Genomic DNA, 13818 nt, shown 5'->3' with positions numbered 1-13818 from the left:
CCTTCCTCTTCCTTCTCAGGAGTTTCGCAATGAACGCAGCACACAAGATCGCTCTGGTCACCGGCGCCACTCGTGGTATCGGGCTGCACACCGTGCGGCAACTGGCCGAAGCCGGCGTGCATACCCTGCTGGCCGGACGCGATGCCACCCGCGCCAGCGCCGCGGCGCTGGAACTGCAGGGCGAAGGCCTGCCGGTGGAGCCGCTGACCCTGGACGTCACCGACGCCGCCAGTATCGCCGCCGCGGTGGAGACGGTGCGCGCTCGCCATGGACGGCTGGACATCCTGGTCAACAACGCCGGCATCCTGCGCGACGACCTGCGCCTGAGCGTGTCGCAGCAGAGCCTGGAGACCTGGCGCGAGACCTTCGACACCAACCTGTTCGGGCTGATCGCGGTCACCCAGGCGTTCCTGCCGCTGCTGCGCGAAGCGCCGGCCGCGCGCATCGTCAACGTCTCCAGTCTGCTCGGCTCGCTCGCGCTGCACAGCCAGCCGGGCTCGCCGATCTACGACTTCAAGGTGCCGGCCTACAACGTGTCCAAGAGCGCGGTGAATGCCTGGACCATCCAGTTGGCCTACGAACTGCGCGACACCCCGATCAAGGTCAACACCATCCACCCCGGCTACGTGAAGACCGACATGAACGCGGGAGAGGGCGAGCTGGAAGTGGCGGATGGCGCACGCAGCAGCGTGATGATGGCGCTGCTCGACGCCGATGGCCCCAGCGGCAGCTACACCCATGTCGGACAGGTGCTGCCATGGTGATCCGTCCCGTCTTCGGCGCGCTGGCGCTGGCGCTGCTCAGCGCCTGCGCCAGCGTCGGCCCAAACTATCGCGCACCGGCGCAGCCGCCAGTGACGCTGCAGGGCGCGGCGTCGCCGGTGTTCGCGACCGATTCGCCGGTGGCGTCCTGGTGGGCGCAGTTCGACGATCCGGTGCTGGAACAACTGGTGCACGATGGCCTAGTCGCCAATCTGGACCTGCGCCTCGCCCTGGCGCGCGTGCACGAGGCGCGCGCCGTCTTCGCCGAGCAGCGCCTGGACCAGGCGCCGCACGTCACCGCCGGTGGCGACTACACCCGCGGCAAGGCCCCGGATGCGGACGCCGGCGGCGCGCGCGTGCTCACCGAGAGCTATCGGTTGGGCTTCGACGCCGGCTGGGAGCTGGACCTGTTCGGGCGCCAGCGCCGTGCCAGCGAAGCGGCACGCGCGAACCTGGAGGCCGAACAGGCCGGCCTGGCCGACGCCCAGGTCACCGTGGCCGCGGAGGTCGCGCGCAATTACTTCGCCCTGCGCGGCACGCAGAAGCGCATCGCGCTGGCGCGCACCACGCTGGACAACCTGCGCGACACCCAGCGGCTGACCGAGACCCGTTGGCGGCTGGGCGCGGGCAGCGAACTGGACGTGCAGAGCAGTCGCGCCCGGCTGAAGGCGATCGAGGCCGACATCCCGCTGCTGGAGGTCGACGCCGCGCAGGCGCGGCACCGGCTGGCGGTGTTGCTGGGCAAGCCGCCCGGCACGCTCGACGCGCTACTGGCGCCACAGCCGACCCCGGCCTATGCGCGGGCCTTGCCGCTGGGCGATACCACGCAGTTGCTGCGCCGGCGTCCCGACGTGCGCATCGCCGAACGTAACCTGGCGGCGGCGACCGCGCGGGTCGGCGTGGCCACCGCCGACCTGTTCCCGCGGATCAGCCTGTCCGGTTTCGTCGGCTTCCTGTCCGGCGACGCCGGCGCCCTGCTGCACGCCCGCAGCAAGGCCTGGTCGCTGACCCCGTCGATCCAGTGGGCGGCATTCGACCTGGGCAGCGTGCGGGCACGCCTGCGCGCGAGCGAGGCGCAGGCCGACGGCGCCGCGGCCGACTACGAGAAGGCCGTGCTCGGCGCGCTGGAGGACACCGAGAACGCCTTGACCGCCTATGCCCACGAACAGGCGCGGCTGGCGATCGTGGCCGAACAGACGCAGGCGGCGCAGCGTGCCGAGGCGTTGGCGCAGATCCGGTACCGCGAAGGTTCGGAGGATTTCCTGACCCTGCTCGATGCGCAGCGCACGCAACTGACTGCCGAGGCTGCCCTGGCCGACGCCGAGGCGGCGGTGAACATCGGCGTGGTGCGGGTGTACAAGGCGCTCGGCGGCTGGGGCCAGGATGCGGACACGGAGGCCGGCAGCAGGGATGTCGCGACCACCGCGGTGGCGGCGTCTGCAGTGCAGGCGCGTTGAGCGAGCGGGGTGCTCAGAGGCGCCACGGTGCGGGCCGACTGCACGCACCGCGGGGCCTGACGGGCACCTCTCGTCACGTGCTTTCGCCATCCAGCCGCGTCCCAGGTTTGTCTGTAGGAGCGGCTTCAGCCGCGACGGGCTTTCCCGGTGAAGCCCGTCGCGGCTGCATGACAGTTGACTCCCAACTGGCTCGCGGCGGGCCCTACGGGTGCACTGTGGGAGGGACTTCAGTCCCGACGCATTGCGCCATCGGAACGCACACCACTCCGCGTGGCATGACGGTTGACGCCCACAGGGTGCTTCCTGCCATCAGAGCCGCCCTGGCGACAGCGACCGGACCGAAGACCAGCCGGGCACGCGGCAGACCGCTGCAGGTGCTGGCCGCTCAGTCCTGCGCCACGTCCTCGGCGATCACGTAACGATCGCGCCCACTGTTCTTGGCCTGGTACAGCGCGGTGTCCGCGCGCGAGAACCAGTCGTGCCACTGCACCTCGTCGCACAGCATGGCCGCACCCAGCGACACGGTGATGGTGCCGTTGGGGCCGCGCAGCGCCGTGCGCGCGGCATCGTGCAGGCGCCTGGCGAAGGCCGACAGTTCGGTCGCCGACTGCAGCCGCGCCACCACCACGAACTCCTCGCCGCCGAACCGGAACACCTCGTCCGGCGCGCGCACCTGCGCGCGCAGCAGCGTCGCCAGTTCGGCCAGCACGCGGTCGCCCTCGGCATGGCCGTAGAGGTCGTTGACCTCCTTGAAGTGATCGATGTCGAGCACGATCAATCCATGCCGGCGTGTCGCGCGGCGCGGATCGGCCACCCGCTGCGACAGGCTACGCTCGAGCATGCGGCGGTTCGGCAGCCCGGTGAGCGAGTCGTGCGATGCCAGCTGCTCCAGTTGCACGCGATCGCCTTCCACCCGCAACGCCAGCATGTAGCCCAATCCGGTGATCAGCAGCGATACCGCCAGCATCGAGAAGAAGTGTTCGGCACCCAGGGTGCTCGGCGTGACCACCAGCAGCACCGCGATCAGGGTCGCGTTGCAGGCCAGCGCGACATTGCGCGTCACCACGAAGAAATTGCTCATCATCACCAGGTACAGCCACGGCACCGCGGCGTGGCGCAGCGCATGGCAGGCCAAGGCGCTGCCCAGCAACCAGCTCAGCGACAGCAAGGGATCCATGCGGCCGTCGCCGCGGTGCAGCGCCAGCCAGGTCGCCAGCGTGGCCAGACCGGCCAGCGCGGCGCCGGCCAGCGCAGTCAACGGCGCGCCGATCGCCGTCTGGTAGACCGCGAACAGCAGCAGCACCGCCGCCGTGGACGGGCCGAGTACCTTGATGATGCCGAGCCGGAAGTGCCGGCGCAGGGTCAAGCCCGCGCTCACGGACTAGGACTCCGGAACGGCACACGGTCATTGCGGGCGGGCTGGCGAGGGCGGGCGACGAACATGGCGACGTCAGGATGGCGAAGAGGCGTTCCGGTGTGAGGTGCAAGTTCCATGCCTGCAATTCTTTTGTGGTCGATATCCCGAAGCTGACTGAGGCGCAGCGGGATTGCCGACACGCAGGGCGTCACGACGACGTCGCATTGGCGCAGGGATCGGAGTCGCATGGCTATCCCTGCGCTACGCGCCAGACGTTATCTGGCGGCGAGCAGAGAAGAGCCGTTGCAAACAAGCGCGCACCTGACCCTTCTCCCTCCGGAGAAGGTGGCGCGCAGCGCCGGATGAGGGTACGGGCGAAGCACGACGCCAGCCGGGCAAGCGGTACGGTGGCCGCGTGGGCACGGCGATGCGTGCCAATGGGCGCAGCGCTGACCTGACGCGCTATGTCTGCACGCTGACGTTACCTGCGTGATGAGACGAGCGCGATGCGCCCGCCAGAGGTTCGGCTACGCTTGGCTGCCGTCGATGGCCTTCAGCCCCTTCTTGCTCAGCGCGAGATCGCCATCCTCGCCTTGTGCCGCGTAGTCCTCGCGCACCGCCCAAGTCGCCTCTGCTTCGCTGACCGGCGTGGTGGCGTGGATGTCCTGCAGGATGCGCAGCTGTTCCTGGGTCAATGGCATGGCGGGTGTCCGAGTCGTGGAGGGCTCCCTCACCGTACAGGCTGATGGTGATGGGCATGTCGGCGCGTCAGCGCTAGGCTGCGAGCACCGGCGCGGCTGTAACGCGATTGCGCTAATCCGCGAGATCCGCGCTGGGCATCTCATCGCAGCCTCGACGCCGCCGACATCATTTCGCAACGCCTCAAGGACGCCGGCGTAACGGATGCCGACGCATGATGTGTCTACCAGCTGTGCGGCCGGGGCGATGCCTGGGGCTGCTTCAAGGATGCAGGCATCCGCGGCTGGACCACATTTCTAGCGTACCGGCAGGTGGATCGCCTGCCGGTGCGTTGTGTGCCCATGTTGCGATTCGAGGTGCGCGACTCGTTGCCGACCTGCGCACCGCTACGTTGGCCTGCTGATCCGCTGCGCATCCCAGCACAGCCATGCCGCTGCCGTTGACTTGCCGCAGCACGGTCGGAGGCTTGCCGTTTACGAACTGATCCGCGCGGAGTGATCGGTTCGAACTCACGCTGCGCGCTTACCTGGCCATTGGATTGAAGACGGCCTCGATGCGGTGCCCATCAGGGTCGACAACGAACGCCGCGTAGTAGGCGTCCCCATAGTCGGGGCGCAGGCCAGGCGCGCCATTGTCGCGGCCGCCGGCCTGCAGCGCGGCGCGGTGGAACGCGTCCACCTCCAGCTGCGTTGCCGCGGCGAATGCCAGGTGGAAGCCGGGTCCCGGCGCCGTGGCCGCGTCGTGCTGTTTCAGGCAGAACAGATCCTCGGCACTCTCGGCGATTCCATACCCGATCGCGGTCTCGTCTTCGAAGACGCGCCGATAGCCCAGCGGCCGCAACGCCGCATCGTAGAACGCGCCTGCGACACCAAGATCGAGGACGCCAAAAGAAACATGGTGGAGCATCGTGGCACCTGCGCGCGAAGCGTTGGGAGTGGGGGGCAGTGCAGGGAGCCCGCGCCGCCTCCAGTCGCTCGGTGTCGCGTCCATGCACCGAACGCGGGACAATAAAAAACCCCTGACGAATCAGGGGTCTTGAATGGTGGAGGTGGGCGGAATCGAACCGCCGTCCGAAGGCACTCCATCCCCGGCACTACATGCTTAGCTCATCGTTGGATCTCGCCCCGGGACAGCACGATGTGCGAAGCGCATCCCGGGACCAGCCTGCTTGATTTAGCCAATGGCTGACAGGCAGCCACCACCGGCGATTCCGTGATAATGACCCTACGTCGCGAGCACGGACACAAGCGATTTCGGGGCTAGGCCTTAAGCGGCCAGTGCGTAGTTGTCGTCGTTGGCAACTATAAGTTTGCGGCTGGATTTACGAGGAAAGCTGCCCCCTCGGCATGCGCCAAGCGATTTTGCAACCCCCGTCGAAACCAGTGCACCCCCGGGGACAACGTCAAACGCTGACCTGCACAGTGTAGGGATCGGGGAGGCCAGTCACAAGTCTTGAGACAGGCCGCGCTTAAGCTGGCTTCACTGCGACGCCGGCCCTGTCATGCCGTCGTCCCCCAGGCATTCCCCCAGGCATGGAGCAGCGCAATGGCAAGCAGACAGCCGCGTGGCCGCAGCAGCGGGCGGGCGCCCAAGGCCCCCGTCACGTCCTCGACTTCCACGCCCGGCAAGGCGCCGGTCAAGGCGCCGGCGACATCTGCCGCCAAGCCGACAGCAACAGCGCACAAGACGACAGCGAGTGGCGCGCGTGCTGCCAAGGTGGCGAAGAAGACGACGCCGGCATCGGCACCGGCAGCTCCGTCCACGAAGGCACCTGCATCGGCAAGATCGCCAGCACCGTCCAGGTCCAACGCCACGGCGCCCGGTGCCAGCAGAGCTGCCTCGGCGTCGCCCGCTTCCACGCCACCGGCGAGCAACGCGCTGCGGCCCAAGGCCACCGGCGAAGGCTCGCTGGCGCAGGGGCAGGCACGCACGGTCGTCTACATCCATGGCATCGGCAACAAGCCGCCGGCCGAGGTGTTGCGCTGCCAATGGGATCGCGCGCTGTTCGGCCGTGCCATGGGCGAGCGCACGCGCATGGCCTACTGGGTCAACCGCGAACGCTATCCGTCACCGGAGCCGGGCGACTGTCAGGACCAGGACCGCGGCCCGGTGCTGAACCAGGCCGAGCAGCGCGTGCTCAGCGCACTCGGCGTAGTGCCACAACTGGCCGATCTGCGTCAGCTTGCCGACACGCTGGCCGCCAGCGATGCCGAGCACGCGCGGCTGCACCAACTGCTGGACGAGGTGGAGACGGCGGCGCCGGCACCGGCTGCGGCCGCCACCGAGGTGCATGCGCAGGGCGTCATCGATGTCGTCAACCGCGCGCTGCTCAAGCTGATCTCCGCGGCGCTGCTGCAGGATGTGCACGACTTCTTCTTCGTGCCGGCGCGGCACACGCAGATGCGCGAGAGCCTGCTGCAGCGCATCCGCGCCGGTGGCGGCCCGTTCGTGGTGATCGCGCACAGCCAGGGCTCGCTGATCGCCTACGACGTGCTGCGCGAGCTGCAGCCGCAGGACTGCGAGGTCTCGCTGCTGCTCACGCTCGGCTCGCCGCTGGGCCTGCCGGTGGTGCGCAGCATGTTCAAGGAGTGGACCGGCACGCCGAAGCTGCCGTTTCCGCCCTGCGTGGCGCGCTGGGTGAACGTCGCCGAGCGGCGCGACCCGGTGGCCCTGGACGACGATCTGAGCGACGACATCGCCGATGCCGGCGGGCGCTTCCGGAACATCGCCGGGTCGAAGATCAATCCGGATTGGCGGCACAACCCGCATTCGGCCGCCGGCTATCTGTCCATCCCCGACGTGCGGGCCGAGGTGCGGCGCGCAGTGGGCGTGGGCTTCGATCAGCCGATCGCGCATCCGATCCTGATCAAGGACCTGTCCGACCAATTGGAGGCGCGCGCGCCGGACTATCGTCACGAGGTGCTGATCGAACTCGAGAAGCTGTCCGATGCCGGCGATTCGGCGCAGCGCAAGCATGACCTGATCGCCGCGTTGCGCACGCTCGCCCAGGCGTCCACCGGCCTGCACGGTGAGGCGCTGGATGCGCAGATCGAACTGGAGGACACCCTGCAGCGCTACGTGTCGGCGCGGCTGACCCGGTTCGAAATCGAGAGCCTGCGCGAACGCTATCGCGACCTCAACCTCAAGCGTTTGTGGCGTGATGCGGGCAAGCGCGCGCTGATCTACCAGTCGCGCAGCACGATCCAGGTGGACGCGGCGCAGGTGGCCTATCGCGCGCTCGGCACCGGCATCGGCTGGGCGGTGCTGGACAGCGGCATCGCCGCGGCGCATCCGCACTTCCACACCGCCGGGCAGCCGCCGACCGTGCTTGCCCAGTGGGATTGCACCCAGCGCGGGCGCCCGCGCGCGCTGCGTCCGGGCGAGGCCGGCTTCGATGCGCTCGACGGCAACGGCCACGGCACCCACGTGGCCGGCATCATCGCCGGACAATGCGAGGCGCCGCTGCCGGGCGAGCCGATCGCAATGCCGCTGCAGTTCGCCGGCATGGCCCCGCTGGCCCGGCTCTACGGGCTGAAAGTGCTGGACGACGACGGCAATGGCCGCGACTCCTGGATCATCAAGGGCGTGCAGCAGGTGGCCGAGCTCAACGAGCGCGCCGGCGAGCTGGTAGTGCACGGGGTCAACCTGAGTCTGGGTGGCTACTTCGACGCCGAGAGCTACGGCTGCGGCTTCACCCCGCTGTGCAGCGAGCTGCGTCGGCTCTGGCGGCAGGGCGTGGTGGTGGTGATCGCGGCCGGCAACGATGGCCTGGCCTGGCTGATGCAGGGCGACGGCGAGGCCTACCCGCTGAACCTGGACCTGAGCATCGGCGACCCGGCCAACCTGGAGGAATCGCTGGCGGTGGGCTCGGTGCACAAGAGCAGCCCGCACAGCTACGGCATTTCGTATTTCTCCTCGCGTGGGCCCACGGCCGATGGCCGCTACAAGCCCGACCTGGTCGCGCCAGGCGAAAAGATCCTGTCGGCGCACCATGGTTACGCGGTCGACGATCCCGGCACATGGATGGTGGAGATGAGCGGCACCAGCATGGCTGCGGCGCACGTGTCCGGACTGATCGCCGCGTTCCTGTCGGTGCGCCGCGAGTTCATCGGCGCACCGGACCGGGTCAAGCAATTGGTGCTGACGCAGTGCCTGGACCTGCAGCGCGATCGCTACATGCAGGGCAGTGGGCTGCCGAGCTTGATGCGGATGCTTGGGGGGACGTGAGTGTGGGGCCGGGATGATCAGCCATTCGGCTGCTGAAAAGCCGGGGATTCGGGATTGGGGATTCGCAATGGCGGCTCCCCGGTTGCTTGCCGTCTGTATGTGTCGGCTTCAGCCGCGAGGCGCTGAGGTTGGAGTTAGAAGATTCGGGATGGGGATTCGCAATGGCGATTCCCTGTGCAGCGCGGCCTGCCGTGTGGGAGCGGCTTCAGCCGCGACGCGATGAAGTCGGAATCTCGACGTGATTGGGACGCGCGGGTCGCAGAGGGTGCGCCACCCGTCTCAGGCACTCATCCTGAAACCTTGGCAGTCACCTATTGCGGCGCAAGCAGATTCCTACATGAAAGACGATGCGGCCTGGGAACCGCTGTTGCGAATCCCCAATCCCAGCCCCATCGCGTCGCGGCTGAAGCCGCTCCCACAAGGGCATCCATGCACCGCGGTGCGCTCTTGCGGCTGCCGTACCACGACTTTAAGGCGTCGCACTTGCGGCTGAGCTTGTGGAAATGGGAGCCGCTGTTGCGACTCCCCAATCCCCAATCCCGGCTTCACCGCGTCGCGGCTGAAGCCGCTCCTACCAGGAAGGCGAGGCGGGTAGGGACGCCGAGGCGGGCAGGAAACCCGCCCTTGCGAATCCTCAATCCCGAATCCCCACTCCCAGCCCCTCAGGCATTCTTGTTGTGCCGGCGCATGATCCGCTGCTTGTCGCGGGCCCAGTCGCGGTCCTTGGCCGCGTTGCGCTTGTCGTGGTCCTGCTTGCCCTTGGCCAGCGCGATCTCGAGCTTGATCTTGTTCTTGCTCCAGTACATCGCGGTAGGCACGAGGGTGTAGCCGTCGCGCTCGACGCGGCCGATCAGCTTGTCGATCTCGTTCCGGTGCAGCAGCAGCTTGCGCGTGCGCCGGTCGTCGGCGACCACATGGGTGGAGGCCTGGATCAACGGGGTGATCTGCGCGCCGAACAGGAACAGCTCGCCCTGGCGCACGAACGCGTAGCTCTCGCCGATGTTGGCGCGGCCGGCGCGGATCGACTTCACCTCCCAGCCCTGCAGGGCCAGACCGGCCTCGTAGCGGTCCTCCAGGTGGTACTCGTGGCGCGCACGCTTGTTCAGGGCGATGGTCTTGTTGGCCGTCGCGCCGTTTGCTTTATCCTTGACGGGTTTCTTGCTCATCTTGCTATTGTCTCCGATTCGGGGCCTCCCGAACGTCTTGGTCCCACTTCCCGTCCCGAATGCCTATCATCCGCCGCAGCGCTCTGGTCGAACACGCCGCAACGCGCATGTTCGATCTGGTCAACGACGTCGCCGCCTATCCGCGCCGGTTCGCCTGGTGCGATGCGGCCCATATCCTCGAGCAGAACGACCGCGTCCTGGTTGCGCGGCTGGACTTGGGGCTGGGTTCGTTCCGCACCTGGTTCACCACCGAAAACAGCCTGCAGCGCCCGGATCGTATCGATATGCAGCTGCGCGACGGTCCGTTCAAGCGCCTGCAGGGGCAGTGGACGTTCCAGGGCTTCAACGAGCACGCCAGCAAGGTCGGCCTGATGCTCGATTTCGAACCCGCCTCGCGCCTGCTGGGCCCGGCGCTGGCGCTGGGCTTCCAGAGCCTGGCCGACCGCATGGTCAACGACTTCGTGCGCGTGGCCGACCGGGAACAGGCCTGACCGTCATGCAGGTCGAGGTGGTGCTGGCCTGGCCGGAGCGCTTCGTGTCGCAGCGGCTGGAGTTGCCGGAGGGCGCGACGGTGGCCGATGCGCTGGCCGCTGCCGCGTTGCCCAGGGCGACGCCCGGCATGCCGTGCGCGATCTATGGCGAAGTCGCCGCACCGACGCGGCTGCTGCAGGACGGCGACCGGGTGGAACTGCTCAGGCCGCTGCTGATCGACCCCAAGGACGCCAGGCGGCGCCGCGCCAAGCCGCGCTGAGCGGCGGGGCGCGACGCGGCCGCCGGCTCACTCGCCGCGGCGCTGCTTCTTCTTGTCCTTGGCCAGGTTGCGGCCGAACTGGCGCACGCTGTTCTTGGCCAGTTCTTCGTCCTGGTCCGGGAAGTAGTCGCCTTCCCAGCGGGTGACCACGTCGTTGTCGAAGAACACCACGAAATTCTTGATCTCGGTGTGGCCCAGGCGATCGACACGCTCGGTGGAGGTGTAGTCCCAGCGCTGCGCGTGGAACGGGTCCGGGATCGAGGGGCTGCCCAGCAGCGCGCTGACCTGCTGCTTGCTTTGTCCGACCTTGAGCTGCTCCACGGCCGCCGGTTTGATCAGATTGCCCTGGTAGATGGGCTGCTTGTAAATGATGCCGCAGCCAGCGGTGGACAGGGCAACAACGGCGACCAGCAGGAGATTGCGCATCGGGGACAGGGCTGAATGAAATCACGGCGATGATACACTCCCGGCGACCGCCGCGACCCATTCCCAGGCAGCTGGCGATAAACCAGCTATGAACGGAGTCGCCATGGAATCCCACGATCTGCGCAAAGTCGGCCTGAAGGTCACGCACCCCCGGATGCGCATCCTCGAGCTGCTGGAGCAGAAATCGGCGCGGCACCACATGACCGCCGAGGAGATCTATCGGCAGCTGCTGGACCACGGCGACGAGATCGGCCTGGCCACGGTGTACCGGGTGCTGACCCAGTTCGAGGCGGCCGGGCTGGTGCTCAAGCACAACTTCGAGGGCGGCCAGGCGGTGTACGAACTGGACCGCGGCGGCCACCACGACCACATGGTGGACGTGGACACCGGCAAGATCATCGAGTTCGAAAGCGCGGAGATCGAGGAATTGCAGCGCAAGATCGCCGCCGATCACGGCTACGAGCTGGAAGAGCACTCCCTGGTGCTGTACGTGCGCAGCAAGCGGCCGAGCGGCAAGAAGGGCTGAGTCTCGCGGCCGGTGAAATCGGCCAGGGTTGTCCTTTCCTGCGCTAGCGATGCGCGCAGCTTCGCCGCCAGACCCTCACTCCAACCCCGCTCCCGGTGGGAGAGGGGCTAGCGGCTGCTCACTTCTCCCACCGGGAGAAGGTGCCCCGAAGGGGCGGATAAGGGTACGGGCGCAGCCTCATGGACCAAGTCAGCGGGTCGCTTCGCGCCGCACCCTCACCCCAACCCCTCTCCCGGGGGGAGAGGGGCTAGCGGCTGCTCCCTTCTCCCACCGGGAGAAGGTGCCCCGAAGGGGCGGATAAGAGTCCGGGTGTAGCCTCGCGGATCACGTCAGCGGGTCGCTCCGCGTCGGACCCTCACCCCAACCCCTCTCCCGGGGGGAGAGGGGCTAGCGGCTGTTCCCTTCTCCCACCGGGAGAAGGTGCCCCGAAGGGGCGGATGAGGGTCCGGGTGCAGCCTCATGGACCAAGTCAGCGGGTCGCTTCGCGCCGCACCCTCACTCCAACCCTCTCCCGGTGGGAGAGGGGCTAGCGGCTGTTCCCTTCTTCCAACGGGAAAAGGGCTTCATTTCCCGCGGCTGACTTCGGCTGGCGCGTGCCGGATTCCGCCTCGTGCGTTCGCACAAGCGCCTAACGCGGGAGCGCAGCCAACCCGCGATCGGGCGTCGACTGCCTGATGAGCAGGGCGGCATGCGCGGGGCCAGGGCGCCCTGGACACCGCCGCCAGCCGCTCAGCCCGCGCTGAGCAGCAGCCGCTTGGCCGCGGCGCGGGCTTCCTTGCTGACCTCGACCCCGCCCAGCATCCGCGCCAGTTCTTCCTCGCGCTGGCGCGGCGCCAGCAGTTCCACCGAGCTCTGGGTCATGCCTTCGACCGGGGCCTTGCTGACCCGGTAGTGGGCGTGACCCTGGGCGGCGACCTGGGGCAGGTGGGTCACGCACAGCACCTGGCGTTGCTCGCCGAGCGCGCGCAGCTTCTTGCCAACGATGTCGGCGACGGCGCCGCCGATGCCCGAGTCCACTTCGTCGAAGACCATCGTCGGGACCGCGTCCAGGCCCAGCGCGGCGACCTCGATCGCCAGCGAGATGCGCGACAGCTCGCCACCGGAGGCGACCTTGCGCAAGGCGCGCGGCGGCTGCCCGGCGTTGGCGGCGACCAGGAACTCGACCCGCTCGGCGCCGGCCGGGTCCGGCCGCTCGCTCTCGTGCGGTTCCAGTTGAATGAGGAAGCGGCCGCCGCCCATGCCCAGTTCGCCGATCAGGGCGGTAGTGTCGTGCGACAGCGCCTGCGAACCGCGATCGCGGGTGGCGGTCAGTGCGGCCGCGGCGTCGCGCCAGGCCTGGGTGGCCTGGGCGATTTCGGCGTCGAGCACGTCCAGCCGCTCGCCAGCGCCGCGCAGGCTCTCCACTTCCGCCAGCAGGGCGCCGCGGTGGTCGGCCAGCGCGTCCACGCCGATGCGGTGCTTGCGCGCCAGGTCGTGCAGGCGGCCGAGCTTGCGTTCCATCTCGTCGAACTGTGCCGGGTCGGCGTCCAGGTCGTCGCGGACCCGGTCGATCAGCGCCAGCGCTTCCTCCAGCTGGATGCCGGCGCTGTCGATCAGTGCCTGCACCTCGGCCAGGCGCGGATCGTACTCGCCGACCTTGCCGAGCTCGTGGCGGGTCTGCTGCAACAGGTCCAGCACCGCCGGCGCCTCGTCGCCGTTGAGCCGCTGCGCCGCACCCTCGCAGGCGCCGATCAGCGCGGCGGCATGGGCCTGGCGGCGGTGGTTGGCGTCCAGGGCGGCGATCGCCGCCGGATCCAGGTCTTCGCGCTGCAGTTCGGCCAACTGGTGCTGCAGGAAGCCGATGCGGTCGCTGACGTCGCCCTGCGCCAGCAGTGTCTCGCGTTCGCTGAGCAAACCCTGCCAGCGGGCGGCGGCGGCGCGCACCGCGGCGCGCTCGGCGTCGTTGCGCGCGTAGGCGTCGAGCAGGCCGAGCTGGCTGCCGCGCGAGAGCAGGGCCTGGTGTTCGTGCTGGCCGTGGATCTCGACCAGATGGCCGGCCAGCTCCGCCAGTTGCGACAGGGTCACCGGGCGCCCGTTGATCCAGGCGCGCGAGCCGCCGTCGGCGCGGATCACCCGGCGCAGCTGGCAATGTTCCTCGTCGTCGAGTTCGTTCTCGCGCAGCCAGGCGCGGGCCTGGGCGGGGGCGACGAACTCGGCCGACAGTTCGGCGCGGTCGGCGCCGTGGCGGACCACGCCGCTGTCGGCACGCAGCCCGGACAGGAAGCCGAGCGCGTCCACCATCAGCGACTTGCCGGCGCCGGTTTCGCCGGACACCACGGTCATGCCTGGGCCGAATTCCAGTTCGGTGCCGCGTACGACGGCGAAATCCTTGATCGAGAGATGTCTGAGCATGGGGTCTGCATCCGGAGCCGCGCAACGCTAGCATGCGCAGGCAGGTGGGCCAATGAC

The 13818-nt window shown here is 68.6% G+C and carries 13 protein-coding genes and 1 other RNA gene; 6 read left to right on the top strand and 8 right to left on the bottom strand.

The features are described from left to right. Positions 1–29 precede the first annotated feature (29 nt). Together GGR71_RS00130 and GGR71_RS00125 are read left to right on the top strand one after the other, a co-directional pair. A complete protein-coding gene (locus tag GGR71_RS00130) occupies positions 30–764 on the top strand; it encodes an SDR family oxidoreductase (RefSeq protein ID WP_160956974.1) in 735 nt (244 codons plus the stop codon). Next, positions 758–2218, top strand: a complete 1461-nt coding sequence (locus GGR71_RS00125; protein ID WP_160956973.1) for an efflux transporter outer membrane subunit — start codon at positions 758–760, stop codon at positions 2216–2218. Before GGR71_RS00130 ends, GGR71_RS00125 begins: the two co-directional genes overlap by 7 nt. A 385-nt stretch (positions 2219–2603) precedes the next feature. Here GGR71_RS00125 and GGR71_RS00120 read toward each other — a convergent pair whose 3' ends face one another. The 5 genes from GGR71_RS00120 to GGR71_RS00100 form a co-directional block, all read right to left on the bottom strand. Beyond that, positions 2604–3596 carry a diguanylate cyclase gene (locus GGR71_RS00120; protein ID WP_160956972.1) on the bottom strand — a complete coding sequence of 331 codons (993 nt, stop codon included), beginning with the start codon at positions 3594–3596 and terminating at the stop codon, positions 2604–2606. Positions 3597–4102: 506 nt separating this feature from the next. After that, complete coding sequence (locus GGR71_RS00115; protein ID WP_184451543.1) at positions 4103–4276, bottom strand: hypothetical protein; 174 nt, start codon at positions 4274–4276, stop codon at positions 4103–4105. 520 nt (positions 4277–4796) lie between these two features. Then, the gene (locus tag GGR71_RS00110; RefSeq protein ID WP_160956971.1) at positions 4797–5180 is read right to left on the bottom strand and encodes a VOC family protein; all 384 of its coding nucleotides are present in this window, start codon (positions 5178–5180) and stop codon (positions 4797–4799) included. Between the two features lie 134 nt (positions 5181–5314). Next, positions 5315–5666, bottom strand: a transfer-messenger RNA (tmRNA) gene (ssrA, locus tag GGR71_RS00105). 107 nt (positions 5667–5773) lie between these two features. Continuing rightward, the gene (locus tag GGR71_RS00100; RefSeq protein ID WP_160956970.1) at positions 5774–6169 is read right to left on the bottom strand and encodes a hypothetical protein; all 396 of its coding nucleotides are present in this window, start codon (positions 6167–6169) and stop codon (positions 5774–5776) included. A gap of 82 nt (positions 6170–6251) precedes the next feature. On the opposite strand from GGR71_RS00100, the gene GGR71_RS00095 reads away from it, so the two are divergent. Next, entirely contained in the window at positions 6252–8501 is a 2250-nt protein-coding gene (locus tag GGR71_RS00095; RefSeq protein WP_160957193.1) for a S8 family peptidase, read from the top strand. A 662-nt stretch (positions 8502–9163) separates the two neighbouring features. Here the strand turns inward: GGR71_RS00095 and smpB are convergent. Then, a complete protein-coding gene (smpB, locus tag GGR71_RS00090) occupies positions 9164–9667 on the bottom strand; it encodes an SsrA-binding protein SmpB (RefSeq protein WP_017908548.1) in 504 nt (167 codons plus the stop codon). 59 nt (positions 9668–9726) lie between these two features. Here smpB and GGR71_RS00085 point away from each other — a divergent pair, with 59 nt between their 5' ends. Both GGR71_RS00085 and GGR71_RS00080 read left to right on the top strand, forming a co-directional pair. Next, the gene (locus GGR71_RS00085) at positions 9727–10158 is read left to right on the top strand and encodes a type II toxin-antitoxin system RatA family toxin (RefSeq protein ID WP_043092195.1); all 432 of its coding nucleotides are present in this window, start codon (positions 9727–9729) and stop codon (positions 10156–10158) included. A 5-nt stretch (positions 10159–10163) separates the two neighbouring features. Next, positions 10164–10418, top strand: coding sequence for an RnfH family protein (locus GGR71_RS00080; RefSeq protein ID WP_160956969.1), 255 nt, complete (start codon positions 10164–10166; stop codon positions 10416–10418). Between the two features lie 27 nt (positions 10419–10445). On the opposite strand, the gene GGR71_RS00075 is transcribed toward GGR71_RS00080, so the two are convergent. Continuing rightward, positions 10446–10844 (bottom strand): outer membrane protein assembly factor BamE, encoded by a 399-nt coding sequence (locus GGR71_RS00075; protein ID WP_160956968.1) that lies wholly within the window; start codon positions 10842–10844, stop codon positions 10446–10448. A 103-nt stretch (positions 10845–10947) separates the two neighbouring features. Between GGR71_RS00075 and fur the strand changes: the two genes are divergently transcribed. After that, complete coding sequence (fur, locus tag GGR71_RS00070; protein ID WP_026143876.1) at positions 10948–11370, top strand: ferric iron uptake transcriptional regulator; 423 nt, start codon at positions 10948–10950, stop codon at positions 11368–11370. A 729-nt stretch (positions 11371–12099) separates the two neighbouring features. Here fur and recN read toward each other — a convergent pair. After that, positions 12100–13761 (bottom strand): DNA repair protein RecN, encoded by a 1662-nt coding sequence (gene recN / locus GGR71_RS00065; RefSeq protein ID WP_160956967.1) that lies wholly within the window; start codon positions 13759–13761, stop codon positions 12100–12102. Positions 13762–13818 lie beyond the last annotated feature (57 nt).

The sequence above is a fragment of the Xanthomonas sp. F1 genome, assembly GCF_014199855.1.
Note: the sequence above shows the minus strand (reverse complement) of the source record. Positions and strands in the feature narration are given on the sequence as shown.